The sequence below is a fragment of the Streptomyces sp. DSM 15324 genome (assembly GCF_001514285.1).
Lineage (GTDB): Bacteria > Actinomycetota > Actinomycetes > Streptomycetales > Streptomycetaceae > Streptomyces.
In genome coordinates this window covers 249,133-266,271 of the sequence record NZ_KQ949031.1, presented here as the reverse complement: position 1 = coordinate 266,271, position 17,139 = coordinate 249,133, and the positions used below count along the sequence as shown (strand labels likewise).

Annotated in this window: 17 protein-coding genes; 8 read left to right on the top strand and 9 right to left on the bottom strand. The window is 72.7% G+C overall.

Annotation, left to right across the window (positions count from 1 at the left end):
* Window positions 1–10 precede the first annotated feature (10 nt).
* Window positions 11–958: a peptidoglycan-binding domain-containing protein gene (locus AQJ58_RS27365; protein WP_067254841.1), complete on the bottom strand. Its 948-nt coding sequence runs from the start codon at window positions 956–958 to the stop codon at window positions 11–13.
* Between the two features lie 59 nt (window positions 959–1,017).
* Window positions 1,018–1,845, bottom strand: coding sequence for an ATP-grasp domain-containing protein (locus AQJ58_RS27360; RefSeq protein WP_067254839.1), 828 nt, complete (start codon window positions 1,843–1,845; stop codon window positions 1,018–1,020).
* A gap of 131 nt (window positions 1,846–1,976) precedes the next feature.
* Here AQJ58_RS27360 and AQJ58_RS27355 point away from each other — a divergent pair, with 131 nt between their 5' ends.
* From AQJ58_RS27355 to AQJ58_RS27340, 4 genes are all read left to right on the top strand, one after another.
* Window positions 1,977–2,825 carry a bifunctional methylenetetrahydrofolate dehydrogenase/methenyltetrahydrofolate cyclohydrolase gene (locus AQJ58_RS27355; RefSeq protein ID WP_067254835.1) on the top strand — a complete coding sequence of 283 codons (849 nt, stop codon included), beginning with the start codon at window positions 1,977–1,979 and terminating at the stop codon, window positions 2,823–2,825.
* Window positions 2,826–2,972: 147 nt separating this feature from the next.
* Window positions 2,973–3,644, top strand: coding sequence for a TetR family transcriptional regulator (locus AQJ58_RS27350; protein WP_199844696.1), 672 nt, complete (start codon window positions 2,973–2,975; stop codon window positions 3,642–3,644).
* Between the two features lie 153 nt (window positions 3,645–3,797).
* Window positions 3,798–4,214, top strand: coding sequence for a Zn-ribbon domain-containing OB-fold protein (locus AQJ58_RS27345; protein ID WP_067254830.1), 417 nt, complete (start codon window positions 3,798–3,800; stop codon window positions 4,212–4,214).
* 170 nt (window positions 4,215–4,384) lie between these two features.
* On the top strand, window positions 4,385–7,159 hold the full coding sequence (locus AQJ58_RS27340) for an alpha/beta hydrolase (protein ID WP_067254828.1): 2,775 nt from the start codon (window positions 4,385–4,387) through the stop codon (window positions 7,157–7,159).
* A 54-nt stretch (window positions 7,160–7,213) separates the two neighbouring features.
* Here AQJ58_RS27340 and AQJ58_RS27335 read toward each other — a convergent pair whose 3' ends face one another.
* On the bottom strand, window positions 7,214–7,594 hold the full coding sequence (locus AQJ58_RS27335) for a PPOX class F420-dependent oxidoreductase (RefSeq protein ID WP_067254825.1): 381 nt from the start codon (window positions 7,592–7,594) through the stop codon (window positions 7,214–7,216).
* A 291-nt stretch (window positions 7,595–7,885) separates the two neighbouring features.
* On the opposite strand from AQJ58_RS27335, the gene AQJ58_RS27330 reads away from it, so the two are divergent.
* Together AQJ58_RS27330 and AQJ58_RS27325 are read left to right on the top strand one after the other, a co-directional pair.
* Window positions 7,886–8,701, top strand: a complete 816-nt coding sequence (locus AQJ58_RS27330; protein WP_067254823.1) for an SAM-dependent methyltransferase — start codon at window positions 7,886–7,888, stop codon at window positions 8,699–8,701.
* A 173-nt stretch (window positions 8,702–8,874) separates the two neighbouring features.
* Window positions 8,875–10,269, top strand: coding sequence for a S1 family peptidase (locus AQJ58_RS27325; RefSeq protein ID WP_067254820.1), 1,395 nt, complete (start codon window positions 8,875–8,877; stop codon window positions 10,267–10,269).
* Window positions 10,270–10,323: 54 nt separating this feature from the next.
* Here the strand turns inward: AQJ58_RS27325 and AQJ58_RS27320 are convergent, their stop codons facing one another.
* Together AQJ58_RS27320 and AQJ58_RS27315 are read right to left on the bottom strand one after the other, a co-directional pair.
* The gene (locus tag AQJ58_RS27320) at window positions 10,324–10,509 is read right to left on the bottom strand and encodes a hypothetical protein (protein ID WP_055632074.1); all 186 of its coding nucleotides are present in this window, start codon (window positions 10,507–10,509) and stop codon (window positions 10,324–10,326) included.
* Between the two features lie 133 nt (window positions 10,510–10,642).
* Window positions 10,643–11,338, bottom strand: coding sequence for a L,D-transpeptidase (locus AQJ58_RS27315; RefSeq protein ID WP_067254817.1), 696 nt, complete (start codon window positions 11,336–11,338; stop codon window positions 10,643–10,645).
* Window positions 11,339–11,471: 133 nt separating this feature from the next.
* Here AQJ58_RS27315 and AQJ58_RS27310 point away from each other — a divergent pair, with 133 nt between their 5' ends.
* Window positions 11,472–12,008 (top strand): hypothetical protein, encoded by a 537-nt coding sequence (locus tag AQJ58_RS27310; protein ID WP_067254815.1) that lies wholly within the window; start codon window positions 11,472–11,474, stop codon window positions 12,006–12,008.
* A 4-nt stretch (window positions 12,009–12,012) separates the two neighbouring features.
* Here AQJ58_RS27310 and AQJ58_RS27305 read toward each other — a convergent pair whose 3' ends face one another.
* The 4 genes from AQJ58_RS27305 to AQJ58_RS27290 form a co-directional block, all read right to left on the bottom strand.
* Window positions 12,013–12,939, bottom strand: a complete 927-nt coding sequence (locus tag AQJ58_RS27305) for an SDR family oxidoreductase (RefSeq protein ID WP_067254812.1) — start codon at window positions 12,937–12,939, stop codon at window positions 12,013–12,015.
* Between the two features lie 111 nt (window positions 12,940–13,050).
* On the bottom strand, window positions 13,051–13,431 hold the full coding sequence (locus tag AQJ58_RS27300) for a DUF4180 domain-containing protein (RefSeq protein ID WP_067254809.1): 381 nt from the start codon (window positions 13,429–13,431) through the stop codon (window positions 13,051–13,053).
* Between the two features lie 57 nt (window positions 13,432–13,488).
* Window positions 13,489–14,118 (bottom strand): MBL fold metallo-hydrolase, encoded by a 630-nt coding sequence (locus AQJ58_RS27295; RefSeq protein ID WP_067254806.1) that lies wholly within the window; start codon window positions 14,116–14,118, stop codon window positions 13,489–13,491.
* A complete protein-coding gene (locus AQJ58_RS27290; protein ID WP_067254804.1) occupies window positions 14,118–15,203 on the bottom strand; it encodes an S-(hydroxymethyl)mycothiol dehydrogenase in 1,086 nt (361 codons plus the stop codon). The genes AQJ58_RS27295 and AQJ58_RS27290 overlap by 1 nt, the downstream gene beginning before the upstream one ends.
* A 160-nt stretch (window positions 15,204–15,363) precedes the next feature.
* Here AQJ58_RS27290 and AQJ58_RS27285 point away from each other — a divergent pair, with 160 nt between their 5' ends.
* Window positions 15,364–17,118: an ABC transporter ATP-binding protein gene (locus AQJ58_RS27285; RefSeq protein ID WP_067254801.1), complete on the top strand. Its 1,755-nt coding sequence runs from the start codon at window positions 15,364–15,366 to the stop codon at window positions 17,116–17,118.
* Window positions 17,119–17,139: the final 21 nt, after the last annotated feature.

Below are 17,139 nucleotides of genomic sequence, written 5' to 3'. Positions count from 1 at the left end.
GTCGCCGGTGTCAGCCGCCGGTTCGTGACTCCAGCGCCTGACGGGTGTCGTCGCCGTACACGCCGTCCTCGTCGCCCCGGATGCCGTACCAGAGCTGGAAGCGGGCCACCGCCTCCCTGAGGGTGGTGTCGTACCGGCCGTCGGTGGGGCCGTCGCGGTACACGTCGGGGATCTTCAGCAGCCGCTGCTGGAGGTCGGTCACCTCGGGGCCGCTGTCGCCCTCCCGCAGCGTGCCGGCGCCGTCGGGGTCGGGGTCGGCCGACGGCGAGGAGGTGTCCGGCTGGGTGGCGCTCGGCTGCGGCTGGACGGTCTCCGCCGCCGCCTCGCCGCCGCGGCCCGGCACCAGCAGGGCACCGGCGAAGCCGACGAGCGCCGCGGCGCACACGCCGACCGTGATGGCGGCCCGGCGCAGCCCGTTGCCCGGCCCCTCGGCTTCGCGCCGCCCGCGTGCGCCGTGCGCCGCCGACGCCGCGGGATGCGCGCCGGTGCGCCCCCGAGGGTGCCCGTAGGGGCGGCCGGCGGAGCGAGTGGGGCGGGAGCCGTACGAGGGCCGCTCAGCCGGACCCGCCGAGGCCGCGGCGGAGGGGTGCTCGCCCCACCCCGCCGCAGCCGCGGCGCCCCGGTCCGCGGCGGGCTCGTACGGGGACCGCTCGTCCGCCCAGTCCTGACCGGCGACCGGTTCCGTCGCCGGTCCCGCGGCGTCGTGGCCTTGGGCCTCGGGCGCGGGCGCGGCGTCGGTCCAGTGCCCCACCGGGGGGAGACGCTCCGTCGCCGGCTCGTCGGTGCCGTCCGGCAGCCCCTGCATCGGGATCGACTCGTAGGAGACCGGTTCCTTGGTCAGTTCGGTCATCTCGCGGAACAGGTCCGCCAGGGCGTCGGTGTTGCGGGGCCTGAGAACCCGGATGGGCTCCACGACCTTGCGCTCCTGCGGTTGTCCGGGTTCGGCCGGTGTCGGCACCCTGGTCTCCCTCCGTTCCGTGTCCCCGGGGAGAGATACGGGCGGACGGGCGGACGGGTTCAGCCGGTCAGGAAGCGGCGCAGCGAACGTGTGGTCGCCGCGACGAAGGCGTCCCGGGCTCCGTCGTCGAGGACGTCCAGGGAGAGATAGGGGTTGAGGTCCTCCAGTTCGACGAGGAGCAGCCCGCCGCCGGGGGCGCGGCAGGCGTCGACGCGCTGGATGCCGTGCGCCAGGGTGTTCCACTCGATGAAGCGGTGGGCGAACTCCAGGTCGGCGGGGGTCGGCTCGTACGGCCGCAGCTCCCAGCGGCGGCCGGGGTCCGGGGCGTACAGGGCGTACTGGAAGTCGTGGTCGACGAAGTAGAAGGAGACCTCGTAGGCGAAGTCGACGCACGGCTGGACGAGGACGGTGCCGTCGGCCAGGGCGGGCAGGTCGTCCGCGGCGACGGTCCTGAGGCCCAGGGAGTCCGCGCCCAGCTTGGGCTTGACGACGTACCGGCCGGCCGCGGGCAGGCGGTGCAGGTCCTCGGCGCGGTCGACGGTGGGGATCACGGGATACCCCTGGGTCCAGAGGTCCAGGAGGTACTGCTTGCCCGCCATGTCGGCGCGCCCGGTGAGCGGGTTGTAGACGCGGGCGCCGTCCCGCAGGGCACGCTCGCGGAAGGCGTCGTAGGCGTCCTGGTAGCCGAGGACGGGGCCGCTGTTGCGGACCACCACGGCGTCGAAGCCGGCCATCAAGGACGCCGCGTCCAGGGGGTGGCACAGGGCCAGGTCGAAGTCGGCGCGCAGCCGGGAGGTGAGCCGGACGTCCTCGTCGCCGTAGCGCCGGCCGCGGGCCGGGTAGGCCAGGTCGGTGACGTAGAGGAGACGGGGACGGGCGGACGGCACGGGGGCTCCTCGGGCTGGGCGGCGGTGCCGAAAGGTTACGCCGGGGCGGTGGGTGCTCCTGCGGGGAGGGGGACGCGGGGGTCGTACGATGACAGGACCGTCGTTTCTCTCCCGAAGGGCTCGTCCACTCCGTGACCACCGCAACTCTTCTCGACGGCAAGGCCGCCGCGGCCGACATCAAGAACGAACTCGCCCTGCGTGTCGAGGCGCTCAAGGAGCGCGGCATCACCCCGGGGCTGGGCACGATCCTCGTCGGCGACGACGCCGGCAGCCGTTCCTACGTGGGCGGCAAGCACCGCGACTGCGCGCAGGTCGGCATCGCCTCGATCCGGGTGGAGCTGCCCGCCGACGCCTCCCAGGCCGATGTCGAGGCGGCGGTGCTGCGGCTGAACGCCGACCCGGCGTGCACCGGCTTCATCGTGCAGCTCCCGCTGCCCGCGCACATCGACACCCACGCCGTGCTGGAGCTGATCGATCCGGTCAAGGACGCCGACGGGCTCCACCCGACGAACCTGGGCCGGCTGGTGCTGGGCATCCCCGGGCCGCTTCCGTGCACCCCGCGCGGCATCATCGATCTGCTGCGCCGCAACCGTGTGGAGATCACCGGGCAGCAGTTCTGCGTCATCGGCTGCGGCGTGACCGTCGGCCGTCCGCTGGGCCTGATGCTGACGCGCGCCACCGAGCACGCCACGGTGACCCTGTGCCACGAGGCGACGCAGGACACCGCCGCGCACGCCCGGGAGGCGGATGTGGTCGTGGCCGCCGCGGGGGTGGCGCATCTGGTGCGGCCGGACTGGATCAAGCCGGGCGCGACCGTGCTGTCGGTGGGCCTCACCCGCACGGTCGAGGGCGTCCTCGGTGACGTCCACCCCGATGTCGGCCATGTCGCCGGCTCCTTCGCCCCGCCGATCGGCGGCGTCGGCCCGATGACCCGGGCGATGCTCCTGACGAACGTCGTCGAGGCGGCCGAGCGGCTCTGAGCCCCCGGCGTCCCGGACCGGCACGCCGTGCCAGGCACTCGGTTCCCTTTTCGGTGGGTATCGGAGGGAACTGAGTGCCATCACAGGGCTCCGGGTGTTACGTTCCCGTCCATGAGCGCCACTGAGAAGGCGGAGGCCAAGCCGCCGATGCGGGACGCCCTGGTGGCGGCGGCCTTCCGGCTGTTCCTGGAGCGGGGCTACGAGCAGACCACCGTCGACGACATCGTGGCCCTCGCGGGCGTCGGCCGGCGGTCGTTCTTCCGCTACTTCCCCTCCAAGGAGGATGTGGTCTTCCCCGACCACGAGCGGTGCCTGGCCGACATGACCGCCTTCCTCGCCGCGAGCGAGCCGGACGCGGAGCCGGTGCGGCGCGTGTGCGACGGCGCCCGGCTCGTCCTGCGGATGTACGCAGAGAACCCTTCCTTCTCGGTGCAGCGCTACCGGCTCACCAAGCAGGTGCCCGGGCTGCGCGCGTACGAGCTGTCCGTGGTGTGGCGTTACGAGCGCGCCCTCGCCGCGTATCTGCGGGGCCGCTTCGCCGGCGGGGCCGACGGCAGCCTGCGGGCCGATGTGATCGCCTCGGCCGTGGTGGCCGCGCACAACAACGCCCTGCGGTCGTGGCTGCGTTCGGACGGCGAGGGCGACGCGACCGCCGCCGTGGACCACGCGCTGGGCTATGTGCAGGCGGCGTTCGGCGCGGCGCCCGCACCGCCCCCGGCCGGCGAGCAGCCCGAGGACGTGGTCGTGGTGGTCTCGCGGCGCGGGGCGCCGCTGTGGCGGGTGGTGCAGGAGATCGAGACGACGCTCGGACGGAGCTGAATCCGCTCCGCCTTCAGGGTACGCGGTACCTTTACCTGTGGCACTCAGTGCCATACGCTGTGCCGGTGCACGGTGGCACGGCGACCGGGCACATCCGTGCACGGCCGGGCCGCGCACGGGGGGATTCCGGCCCAGGGCAGGGAGTTGACCAGCGTGTACCACTACTCAGGAAGCGCCGTTCAGCGGGCAGCCGGCTCCTCCGCGGGGCTGCTCGACCGCGCGAAGGCCGACGGCGAGGCGATCCTCTTCCAGCGCTGCACCTGGTGCGGCACCGCCATGTACCACCGGCTGCTGTGTCCGGTGTGCCAGGGCAGCGACCTGCGCACGGAGCGCAGCGAGGGCGTCGGGACGGTCCGCCACGCCACCGTCGTCCACCGCAACACGCCCTCCGCGCGCAATGTGTCGCTGGTCGAGATGGCCGAGGGATTCGTCGTACGGGGCCGGGTCATGGGCCCCCTCATCGGCATCCACAGCGGCGATCGCGTCCGGCTCTCCACCGTGAAGGACCCGGTCCGCGGTGAGCCGGTGTTCCAGTTGGTCGACGAGCCGTACCGGGGCTGGCACCGCTAGACAGCGCCCACCGGACAGCACGGAGACTCCGCACGACGGCTCAATTCCGGTCATTCACGGGCCGGTTCACTCGTCACAGGCAACCCACAGGTCCCTGATCGCCTCCTTGGAGGCGTGAGGTGCTCCCGGAACGGACGGGACGCCCACGCACGAAGTGTGAGGAGGGACCCTTGTTGCATGCCCGGCGCATAGGTGTCACCGCCGTGGCCGTGCTCGCGGCCCTGGCGGGAACACCCGGGCTGGCCCAGGCCCAGCAGCCGTCCGGTACGACGGCGTCGGCCGCTTCCGACGGCGGACTGCCCCCGGGATGGCGCGTCACCGGTGAGGGTGCGGCACGTCAGCTCGTGTGGCGCGCGGAGTCGACCGTGCCCATGGGGGACGCGCGGGTGGAGTTCCACGCGGGCGGCCGGCTGCTCGGGGTGCCGAAGCCTGCCCGGGACGGCCGTACCTTCCGGCTGACCCTCGACCGGGCCGCGTCGCTGACGGACCTCCAGGTCCTCGCGGCCGGCCGCAGGCTGGACGAGGCCGCCGCGGACACCGCCGCACCGTCCAGGGATTCCCTGGCGGCCGCGCGTCCCCCGGCCGCGCTCCCGGCGAACCCGGTGGACCCCGGCAAGCCGGGCGCGTACCGCACGGTCACCGGTGAGTACGACCTCGCCCCGGTGAAGCTGCCCGACTTTCCCCGGCCGGTCGAGATGCAGGCCGTGGTGGTCGCGCCGAAGGGCGCCACCGGCAAGCGGCCGCTCGCGCTGTTCCTGCACGGCCGGCACGCCACCTGCTACAAGCCGGGCGGCGGCGAGGACGGCGTCACCGGCGACTGGCCCTGCCCCACCGGGCTGAAGGCGATCCCCAGCTACCAGGGCTACCTCCAGGACCAGCAGCTGCTGGCGTCGCAGGGCTATGTCACGGTGTCGATCTCGGCGAACGGCATCAACGGCCAGGACTGGGCGGCCGACGACGGCGGCGCGCAGGCCCGTTCCTCCCTGGTGCGCCAGCACCTGGCGAAGTGGGCCGGCTGGGCCGCCCACCCCGGCGCCGCGCCGGCGGCCGTACGCACCGCGAAGGTGGACCTGGACCGCGTCCTGCTCGTCGGTCACTCGCGCGGCGGCGAGGGCGTCAACCGGGCCGCGATGGACAGCCTCTACCGGGCGCCCGCCGCCCAGGACGGCTACCGGGGCCCGGTCCGCTGGAAGATCCGCGGGACCGTGCTCATCGGCCCGACCGTTTTCGGCCAGAACCCGGTCGCCGACGTCCCCTCCACGACGATCCTGCCCGGCTGCGACGGTGACGTCTCCGACCTCCAGGGCGAGGTGTACGCCGACGGCACGCGCGGCGTCAGCAAGGGCGCCGCCCTGCACAGCTCCGTCTACGTGGTCGGCGCCAACCACAACTTCTTCAACACGGAGTGGACGCCGGGCAAGGCCCAGGCGCCCGCGAACGACGACTTCTGGGACGACCCGGAGAGCACGGACCGCGACCCGGTCTGCTCCACGGGCACCCGCACCCGGCTGACCGCCGACCAGCAGCACCGGGCCGGCGCCACCTACATCGCCGCGGCCGCCCGGCTGTTCGTGGCCGGCGACGACCGGGTGCGCCCGCTGCTCGACGGCACCGGCCTGCGCGCCCCCTCGGCCGACCCGGCCCGGGTGCTGACCCATGCCGTCGGCGCCCGCCGTACCGGCGCGTTCCTGCCGGACGCCGGGGTGAAGGTGACCGGCGGCAGGCTGTGCGCGGCGGTCGACCCGGCCCCTGCCAAGGCCTGTCTGGGCCCGGACGCCCACGGCTCCTCCCCGCACTTCGCCACCTGGGCGTTGGAGAAGGAGGCCGGCCGCCACGCGGTCGCGCTGAAGTGGTCGGCGCCCGGCAGGGCCACGAAGGTCACCCCCGCCAAACCGCTCTCCCTGTCCGGCGCGAAGAACCTGACGCTGCGCGTCTTCGTGCCGCCGAACACCACCGGCACCAAGCTGGACGTGTCGCTCACCGACTCCGCCGGTCACCGCGCGAGGCTCGGCCAGGTGAAGGTCGACGGGCTGCCGGGCACCGAGCGGACCTCCTCGTACTGGGCGCGCGAGGTGCGGGTCCCGCTGACCGCGGCCACCCGCGCCAGGTTCGACCTCAAGCACGTCAAGTCGCTGGAACTGACGCCGCGTTCGCACTCCGGGCGGGCCTGGCTGATGGACGCCTGGGGCTGGGCCCCCGGCACCCCGGCCATCGCGGCGGCCACCCTGCCGCGGGTGGACATCGGCAGGGTCACGGTCAAGGAGGGCGACTCCGGCACCCGCACCTACCGCGTCCCGGTCAAGGTCACGGGACCCGGCACGGGCAGGGTCCGCTTCTCCGTCATCGACCCGGACACCGGCCGGGCCGTGGACAAGCTGGTCACCGTACGGTCGGGGGCGAACCCGCTCCATGTGTCGGTCGTGGTGAAGGGTGACACCCGCTTCAACTACGACCAGCGGCACGACGTCGTCGTCAAGGCCGTGCGCGGTGCCGTCATCGGCTCGTACCAGGGCGGGGTCACCGTGGTGAACGACGACCCCGCGCCGAAGGTGACGCTGACGCCGGTCACGGACAAGGTGACCGAGGGCGGGACGCTGACCTGGCGGATCACCCTCTCCGAAGCGGCCGACGTGGTCTTCTGGCAGCCCGTCCGGGTCCTGCCGGTCACCGAGGGCACCGAGCTGTCCACCAAGGACGTGGACCCGCAGTGGCTGCTGGACTGGTCCGGTGACGTGCCCGACCCGGAGCGCCCGCTGTCCAGCGCGAACCTGTGGGCGTGGCTGGGCGTCCCGGCCGGGTCCACCAGCACCGACTTCGTCGTGAAGACGGTGCGGGACCAGGTGGCCGAGCCGGTCGAGTCGATGCGTCTGGCGCTGACGGACGAGAACGCCGACCCGCTGCCGGACCAGCCGGTCCTGACGGGAACGGTCGAGGACGCGCCGTAGGCAGTCGTCACGCAGGGGGCATGGACCGGGCGGTCCGTGCCCCCTTTTCCGTGTTCAGAGCGTGATGCGGATCCCGACCGTCCCGTCCAGCCCGCGCCGCAGCCGACTGCCCAGGAGGGTCAGCCGCCCGAGGATGCCGTACTTGCGGGCGAGCAGGGTGCGGTAGTGGGCCGTGGTGTGGGCGTCGCAGATCTCGGCGGTGGCCGGGACCGGTGCGCCGGTGGGGTTGCCGCGGACGTCGCAGGGGCCCACGAGGACGTCGGCGCGGGCCCGGATCCGCTTCACCTTCCAGGCGTCGGCGGCCGACCAGGCCCCGAGCGTGTCCCCGTCGCGCACCACCCAGACCGGGGTCGCGACCCCGGTGCCGTTCTTGCGGTAACTGGTGATCAGCAGGTACTTGCCCGCTCCGAGCCGGTCGAGCGCATTGTCGTCCATGCAGGCAGTCTAGGCAGGCGGATCACCGCCTCGGCAGCCTCCGGTCCATGGTCGGTGCGGCCGGTCGGGGCTCCCCGGGGCCGCCGGTGGGGCCCCGGCCCGGCGACGGCGGTATCCGGGTACCAGGCATCCGGGCATCCCGGCATCCCGGCATCCCGGCATCCGCACGGATTTCCGCCGGTCGCCCCCGGGTGTGGGCTCCCTTGCATAGATTGCTTGTCGGTCGCATGCACAGTTTGCCTGTCGATCGCGCGCCTCCCCCATCCCCCTCCTGCCGCCGGAGCCGAACCCATGACGTCCGTCACCCCCACCCCGGAGAACTCCCGTATCGACATCACCCAGCCGCACACCGCCCGCATCTGGAACTACTGGCTGGGCGGCAAGGACCACTACGAGGTCGACCGGGCCGCCGGCGACCGGATCCGGGAGTTACACCCGGACATCGGGGAGTACGCCCGCGCCGACCGGCTCTTCCTGGGCCGTGCCGTGACCCATCTGGTGACGAGGGCCGGGATCCGCCAGTTCCTCGACATCGGCACCGGGCTGCCCACCGCCGACAACACCCACGAAGTGGCCCAGCGGCTGGCTCCGGACTCCCGGGTCGTCTACGTCGACAACGACCCGCTGGTCCTCGCGCACGCCCGGGCCCTGCTCAGCAGCACGCCCGAGGGCCGCACGGACTACCTCGACGAGGATCTGCGCCACACCGAGGCGATCCTGGAGCATGCGGAGAAGACCCTCGACCTCGCGGAGCCGGTGGCGCTGATGCTGCTAGGCGTGGTCATCTTCGTCGGCGACGACGAGGACCCGTACGCCCTGGTGCGTCGGCTGCTCGACCGGCTGCCGGCGGGCAGCCATCTGGTCCTGTCGCACACCGTCACCACTCCCGCGATGCCGGACGTGGACGAGGCCGTGCGGTTCTGGAACGAGCACGGCACCCCGAAACTGACCCAGCGCACCCCCGAGCGGGTGGCGCGCTTCTTCGACGGTCTGGAACTGCTGGAGCCGGGCGTGGTGTCGTGCTCGCGCTGGCGGCCCGAGCGGCAGGGGGCGGAGCCGGAGCCGGCGGAGGTGGCGATGTTCGGCGGAGTGGGGCGCAAACACTGACGTGCGGCGCGGCCGTGCGGCTCGCGGCGGCCGGTGCCGCGGCGGCTTCGCGAGGTGATCACTTCCGGGCTGAACACGACCGGGCGCTCGCACGTATGGGGGTGAGGGCACTCAACGACCGGAGCGCCCCGCGGTGTTGGAGCCGCACAACCGGGGTTTTTCGGGAGCTGGGCATGAGGCACGCACGACGACGGATCGTCCGGCGAGTGACACGGCTGGCGGCAGTCGGCGGACTCCTCCTGGGCGGGACCATGGTCACCCAGGCGGCCATGGCCACCGAGACACCCGCCACCTCGGCGACGCCGCGCACCGCACCGGAGTCCGTGGTCACCAACCCCGGTGCGGCGCTGGTCAAGAAGCTCGGCACGGCGCGCACCGCGGGCACCTGGCTCGACGACGAGGGACGCCCGGTCGTGGCGGTCACGGACGACGAGTCGGCCGCCACCGTGCGCAAGGCGGGCGCCCGGCCCAAGCTCGTGGACCACAGCATGAACGAACTGAAGTCGGCGGCGGCGACGCTGCGTTCGGCACCCAGGGTGCCCGGGACCGCGTGGGTGACGGACTACAGGACCAACGAGGTCATCGTGCAGGCCGACAGCACGGTGTCGGCCTCCGACTGGGCGAGCCTGACGAAGACCGCGACAGGCATCGGCAGTTACGTCCGGATGGAGCGGACGGCGGGCACGTTCACCACGCGGCTCAACGGCGCCCAGCCGATCCTGTCGACGGGCGGCCGCTGCTCCGCCGGGTTCAACGTGACCAACGGGACGAACGACTTCATCCTGACCGCGGGGCACTGCGGGCCGAACGGGTCGACCTGGTTCGCCGACAACACCGCGCAGCAGCAGGTGGGCCAGACCGTCCAGCAGAGCTTCCCGGTCAACGACTTCTCGCTCGTGCAGTACGCCAGTGGCAAGGCCGGCAACGGTGCCGATGTCGTGGCGATCGGCAACGGCAACGGGGTGCGCATCACGGGCACGGGCGACGCGGCTGTGGGCCAGCGGGTGTTCCGCAGCGGCAGCACCACGGGCCTCAAGGACGGGCAGGTGACCGGGCTCGACGCGACGGTGAACTACCCGGAGGGCACGGTCAGCGGGCTGATCGAGACGAACGTGTGCGCCGAACCCGGCGACAGCGGCGGGCCGATGTTCTCGGAGGGCATCGCGCTCGGCATCACCTCGGGCGGCAGCGGCGACTGCACGACGGGCGGTACGACGTTCTTCCAGCCGGTGACCCGGGCGCTGGCCCAGCTGGGCGTGACGCTCATCGTGTCCGCCCCGGGCAACGGGCAGGCGGGCGGCACCGCGCCCTCCGGTGGCCCGCAGCCGTCCCTCTCCCCCACCCAGGCGGCGATCGCGCCGGGTTCGACCTCGCCGGGCTCGACGACCCCGGTGACGGGCATCGGCGGCGGGACGTCCCTCGCGGCCCGGCTCACCGACCCGAACACCATCGGCCCCGGCCTGCTGGTCATCGGCGGCAGTCTGATCGCCCTGGTCGCCACCCGCTACTTCCGCGCCGAACAGGACCGCCGGGCCTACCGCGACTACTACTCGGCGACCTGGGGCTGAGCCCGGCAAACGAAAAGGGCACCCGGTCAGGGTGCCCGCTTCGGTCTACGAGGATCAGACCGCGTTCAGCGGCTGCGGGGCCGCGGCGGCCCACTCCAGGACGAGGCGCTGGTACTCCGCGCGCTGCTCGACACTCAGTGTCCCGCCCGACCGCAGCCACAGGGCCCGGATCTCCTCGTTGACCTCGTCAGCCGAACGATCGGAAACGGTTTCAACAGTGGTGGACATGGTGTGAAGCATACGGCTCTCAGGGTGAAGGCCACGTGAGTAAGTACTGATAATTCGGTCATTCCGTACCGTGTTACTGATCACGTCCCCCTGTACACCGCCCCATGTCAACCCCTGTGGGCCCGCCGGCCGGGGCCGGGTGCCGTCAGGTGCCCGGCTTGCGGCCGTAGACGAAGACGTCGTCGCCGTTCCTCAGCAGCGACCAGTACTTCTTGGCGGTGGCCGTGGTCATGTTGACGCAGCCGTGGGAGCCCGGCGGGTTCCACATGCTGAGGTTGACCGAGTGGAAGGCCTGACCGCCGTCGAAGAACTGGCTGTAGGGCATCGGCACGTTGTAGATGTCGGACACGTGGTCGATGTCACGCCAGTAGATCTTCTTCAGCCCGGTGCGGGTCTCGTACCCGTCGCGGCCCGTGCGGACCGGGACGGGACCGTAGACGAGCCGGCTGCCGTCCTGGATCCAGCTGAGCTGGAGGGTGAGGTTGACGCAGGCGATCCGGCCCCTGTTGGTGGGGCACCGGCCGGCCGCGTTGGGGTGGTTGCCCACGGCCTTCTGCTTGTTCATGAGGTCCATCACGCCCCAGGTGACGGAACCCGCGAAGCCGACGTTCGGGGTGATGCCGTGCTTGTTCTGGAACGCCTGGATGGCCCGGCAGTCGGCGGCCGACTGCCTGCCGTCGACGGGTCGGCCGAGGAACTTCTCGACCTGCTTCTGATACGGCCCGGCCTGCGTGGTGCAGGTGGCGGCCTGGGCCGGCGCGGCGCCCAGCACGAGCGTCAGCGGGGCGAGCAGCCCCGTGACCCCGAGCGCGACGGCTCCTCTTGTGCGTATGTCCCCCATGGGTGCCCTCTTTCCGGCGCGGTTTCGATCTCGACAACCTAGACCGGTGGGTGGGGTGCGTGGTTGTGGTCCGGGGCAAGCTGTGACGAATCAGTTAAGCAAGCCCGGCCGATGAAATGGAGTTCCTTCACACATGTCCGGTTTTGTCCAGCAACTTCCCGCGCTCATAGGGGTCGTGCTCGGTGCCCTCGGTTCGTATCTGGCGGTCGTGCGCAGCGACCGGGCCCGGTTCGGGCGCGAGCAGGCGGCGCGGTGGGAGGAGCGGCGGCTGTCGGTGTACTCCGACTACGCGCAGGCCTTGAAGAGGTCGGTGGTCCTGACGTACCGCGTCGCCGCCCACCTGGGCAACGACCCGCACCCGCACCCGATGGCCCTGGCGGAGGCGGAGCCGCTGCTGGCGGAGGCCACCGACGGGCGCGACCCGGCCGGGGAGGCGCTGATCATGCTGGGCAGCCGCCAGGTGGTGGACCGGGCCCGGGTGTGGGTGCGGGTGGTGATGGACATGGAGGCGTTCCTGCGGGCGGGGACCGTGGACCCCAAGGCCTGGCAGGGGCTGCTGGAGCGGCAGCGCGCCGGCCGTGAGGGCTACTACACGGCCGTCCGCGAGGACCTGGCGCTGCCGCCGGGGCATCCGGCGCGCTGGCCCTCGATGCCGGTCTCGGGCGGGTGAGGGGTCAGCGGTAGCCCGTCACGTCCGCCGGTTTCCCCGCGTCCTGGACCTCGACCAGGTACCGCCAGGCGTCGGGACGGCTGCCGTCGAGGTCGGTGTAGCCGTAGAGGGGGGCTAGGCCGCCGCTGGAGAGGGACCGGCCGTTGAAGCGGGCCACGTCCGGGTCGGCGGCGAGGGCGGCGACGGCCCGGCCGACGTAGCGGGGTGTCTCGGAGATCGCGAAGTGGGGTTCGGCGGCCAGGGCGTCGCGCCAGGTGTCCTCGGTGACGCCGAACGCGTCGAGCATGATCTCCGAGCGCATCCAGCCGGGGGTGAGGGCGACGGCAGTGGCGCCGCGCGGGCCGAGTTCATGGCCGAGGGAGAACGCCATGCGCAGCACGGACGTCTTGGCGAGGTCGTAGAAGAAGCTGTTGCGGTAGGTGACGCGGTTGTACTCGGCGGTGCCGTCGGTCATCTCCACGACCAGGCCCCCGGGGTGCCGCAGCAGCAGCGGGAGGGCGTGGTGGCTGGTGATCGCGTGGGTCTCGACGGCGAGGCGGAGCAGTCTGAGTCCGTTGTCGAGGTCGTGCTCCCAGACGGGGGTGTCCCACGCGAAGAGGTGCTCGGCGCCCCAGATGTCGTTGACGAGGACGTCCAGCCGGCCCTGCTCGGTGTCGATGCGTTCGACGAGCGCCCTGACCCGGTCGGGTTCGAGATGGTCCGTGGGGACGGCGATGCCCCGCCCGCCGGCCGCGGTGACCAGGTCGGCGGTGTCCTCGAGGGTCTCGGGGCGGTCGTACTCGGAGCGGCGGTCGCGCGTGGTGCGTCCCGTCACGTAGACGGTGGCCCCGACCGCGCCCAGTTCGACCGCGACGCCCCGTCCGGCGCCCCTCGTCGCCCCCGCCACCAGTGCGACCCTGCCCGCCAGCGGACCTGACCTGTCCGGCCCCATGTCCGGCCTCCTCGTGTTCCTCGTGTTCCTCGACTGTTGCTCGTTTCGGGTTCGAGGGTCGCGTGGAAGCCGGACATCTTCTGTCGCCTTTTCCGGCGGGTTCGCCGACGGTCACCCGGTGGGGCTCAGCCGCTCCGCGAGTTCGTCCTCGTCGGCGACGAACCAGAGCTGGCGGCCCCGGTTCGCCTCGTACACGAAGTCACGCAGGGCGGAGCTGTCGGCGAGGTGCCGGGAGATGTCACCGACGACGGCCAGCCGCAGCCGGTAGTTCGCGAACTTCTGCACGACCGCGCCCGCGATCCCCGACCGCAGCCGGAAGAACTCCTCCCCGCAGCGCTCGGCGGGGACCACCACCAGTTCCGCGTCGTGTCCCATCGCGTCACCGATCAGGTCGAGCGCGGCGCGCTCCCCGTCCAGCGCCGGCCCCTCGGGGGCGCAGCGCAGGACGCGGGTGGTGTGCAGGGTCGTGAGCGTGGGTGCGGTGTCGGTCATGCGGATGATCGTAGGAGTTTCCTACGGCCTGGCGCGCGCCGTTTCCCGCCCCGTGCGTCAGTGCCCGCGAGCGATCCACTCCTCCAGGTGGGGTGCCTCCGCGCCGATGGTCGTGGCGTCGCCGTGGCCGGTGAGCACCTTGGTGCCCGGCGGGAGGGAGAGCAGCTTCTCGCGGATCGAGGTGATGATCGTCGGGAAGTGGGAGTAGGAGCGGCCGGTGGCGCCGGGGCCACCCTGGAACAGGGTGTCGCCGGTGAACAGGACGCCGAGGCCGGGGTCGTACAGGCAGACCGCGCCGGGGGCGTGCCCGGGGGTGTGCAGGACGGTGAGGTCGGTGCCGGCGGCCTCGATGACCTGGCCGTCGGCCAGATGTGCGTCGGGCTCGCGGTCCGGGTGGGTGAGCTTCCACAGGGGCAGGTCGTCCGGGTGCAGCCAGATGGTCGCGCCGGTCAGCTCGGCGAGGGCGGGGGCCGCGCCGACGTGGTCGTTGTGGGCGTGCGTGCACACGATGGCGGTGAGCCGGCGGTCGCCGACGGCCGCGGCGATGGCCGCGGCGTCATGGGCGGCGTCGATGACGATCGCCTCGTGGTCGTCGCCGACGATCCACACGTTGTTGTCCACGTCCCAGGTGCCGCCGTCGAGGCTGAACTGGCCCGAGGTGACGAGTCGTTCGATACGGGCGGCCATCACAGCACCACCACCGAACGCAGCACGTCGCCGTGGTGCATGCGCGCGAACGCCTGCTCCACCTCGTCGAGGGCGATGGTCTCGGTGACGAAGGCGCCGAGGTCCAGGCGGCCCTGCTGGTGCAGGTCGATCAGCATCGGGAAGTCGCGGGAGGGCAGGCAGTCGCCGTACCAGGACGACTTCAGGGCACCGCCGCGGCCGAAGACGTCCAGGAGCGGCAGTTCGAGCTTCATCTCCGGGGTCGGCACGCCGACCAGGACGACCGTGCCGGCCAGGTCGCGGCCGTAGAAGGCCTGCTGGTACGTCTCCGGGCGGCCGACCGCCTCGATGACGACGTCCGCGCCGAAGCCGCCGGTCAGCTCGCGGATCGCCGCCACGGCGTCGGTCTCCTTGGAGTTGACCGTGTGGGTCGCGCCCATCTTCTTCGCCGTCTCCAGCTTGCGGTCGTCGATGTCGACGGCGATGATCCTCGCCGCGCCGGCGAGGTTCGCGCCGGCGATCGCCGCGTCACCGACGCCGCCGCAGCCGATGACGGCGACCGTGTCCCCACGGCTCACGTTGCCGGTGTTGATCGCGGCCCCGATGCCCGCCATCACGCCGCAGCCGAGCAGCCCGGCCACGGCGGGCGACACCGACGGGTCGACCTTGGTGCACTGGCCGGCCGCCACGAGCGTCTTCTCGGCGAAGGCGCCGATGCCGAGGGCCGGGGACAGCTCGGTGCCGTCGAGGAGGGTCATCTTCTGCTTGGCGTTGTGCGTGTCGAAGCAGTACCAGGGGCGCCCGCGCAGACAGGCCCGGCACTGGCCGCACACGGCTCGCCAGTTGAGGATCACGAAGTCGCCCGGCGCGACGTCCGTGACGCCGTCACCGACGGACTCGACCACGCCCGCCGCCTCGTGGCCGAGCAGGAAGGGGAATTCGTCGTTGATGCCGCCCTGCTTGTAGTGCAGGTCGGTGTGGCACACCCCGCAGGCCTGGATCCGTACGACGGCCTCACCCGGGCCGGGGTCCGGGATCACGATCGTCTCCACCCGCACCGGCTCGTTCTTCCCCGGCGCGATCACTCCGCGTACTTCCTGCGGCATGGGGTTGCCCCTTTCTTCGGCGGTCATCCGTCCCAGGTAGGACCCTACGCGGGGCGGAGCGGTCAGGGCACGGCCGACAGCTCCGGAACCCCCTCCTGCGGGCCGTGCCCGGCGACGGCCGCCGTAGCCTGAGGGCTCCGCCCGAGCGCCGAGGAGCCCCGTGAGCAACGCAGAGACAGCCGGCATACGACCCCCGTGGCGGCTGCTGCTCGACCATGTCCGGCCCCACCGCGGGACCCTGCTGGCGGGGGCGGTGCTGTCGCTGGTCACCGGGGCGACCGGGCTGCTGCTGCCGCTCGTGGCGCGGGGGTTGATCGAGGACCTGTCCCACGACCGGCCGATCACGGGGGCGTTGCTCGTCCTGACGGGCCTGGTCGTCGCCAACGCGGCGGTGGGGGCGCTGGGTTCGTACGTCCTGCGGCGCACCGCCGAGTCCGTGGTGCTGGGCGCGCGACGGGCGCTGTCCTCGTATCTGCTGCGGCTGCGCATCCCGGCGGTGGACCGCAGCGAGCCCGGGGACCTGATGGCCCGGATCACCTCCGACACCACCCTGCTGCGCGAGGTCACCACCGACTCGCTGGTGGGCCTCGGCACCGGCGGACTCACCCTGGCCGCGACGGTCGTGATGATGGCGCTGGTCGATCCGGTGCTGCTGGGGGTGACCCTGGCCGTGATCCTGTGCGCGGGAGCGGTCCTCGGGGTGATCGTGCCGCGGATCAACCGGGCCAGTCGGCAGGCGCAGGACGCGGTCGGGGTGATGGGGGCCTCGCTGGAGCGGGTGCTGGGCGCGCTGCGCACCGTGAAGGCGTCCGGCGCCGAGCCCCGGGAGGAGCAGACCCTGCACGCGGCGGCCGAGGAGTCCTGGCGGCAGAGCGTGCGGGCGGCCAAGTGGTCGGCGGCGGCCGGGAACACGGCCGGGCTCGCCATGCAGAGCGCGTTCATCACGGTGCTGGCGGTGGGCGGGGCGCGGGTCGCCACGGGCGCGATCGGCGTCGGCACCCTGGTGGCTTTCCTGCTGTACGTCTTCTATCTGATGGCACCGATCCAGCAGGTCGTGGGCGCGATCACCCAGTACCAGACGGGCTCGGCCGCCCTCGCCCGGATCCAGGAGGCGCTGGCGCTGCCCGCCGAGCCGGTGGGCCGGCCCGCCCCGCTGCCCTCCCCCGCCGCCGAACCGGCCTCGCTCTCCTTCACCGACGTCCGCTTCCGGTACGCCGACGACCTGCCCTACGTCCACCACGGGGTGACGTTCGACGTCCCGGCGCGGGGCATGACGGCGTTCGTCGGCCCGTCGGGCGCGGGTAAGACCACGGTGTTCTCCCTGATCGAGCGGTTCTACGACCCCGAGTCCGGCACGATCCGCCTCGACGGGCGCGCCCTCGGGGACTGGGAGCTGCCGCTGCTGCGGTCGTCCATCGGGTACGTCGAGCAGGACGCGCCGGTGCTGTCGGGCTCGCTGCACGCCAACCTGCTGCTGGGCAACCCGGAGGCGGACGAGGACACGGTACGGCGCGTGCTGAAGACGACCCGGCTGGACGGGCTGGCCGACCGGCTGCCGCAGGGCCTTCAGACACTGGTCGGACACCGGGGGACGAAGCTGTCGGGCGGGGAGCGGCAGCGGGTGGCCATCGCCCGCGCGCTGCTGCGCCGGCCCCGGCTGCTGCTGCTCGACGAGGCGACCTCGCAGCTGGACGCGGTGAACGAGGCGGCGCTGCGGGACACGGTGGCCGATGTCGCCCGGACGACGACGGTGCTGGTCGTGGCGCACCGGCTGTCGACGGTGACGACGGCCGACCGGATCGTCGTGATGGACGCGGGCCGGGTGCGGGCGGTGGGGACGCACGCCGAGCTGGTGACGGGTGATCCGCTCTACGCCGAGCTGGCGGCGACCCAGTTCCTGGCGGCGTCCGAGTGAGGGAAGGTTCCCGCCGGGGGG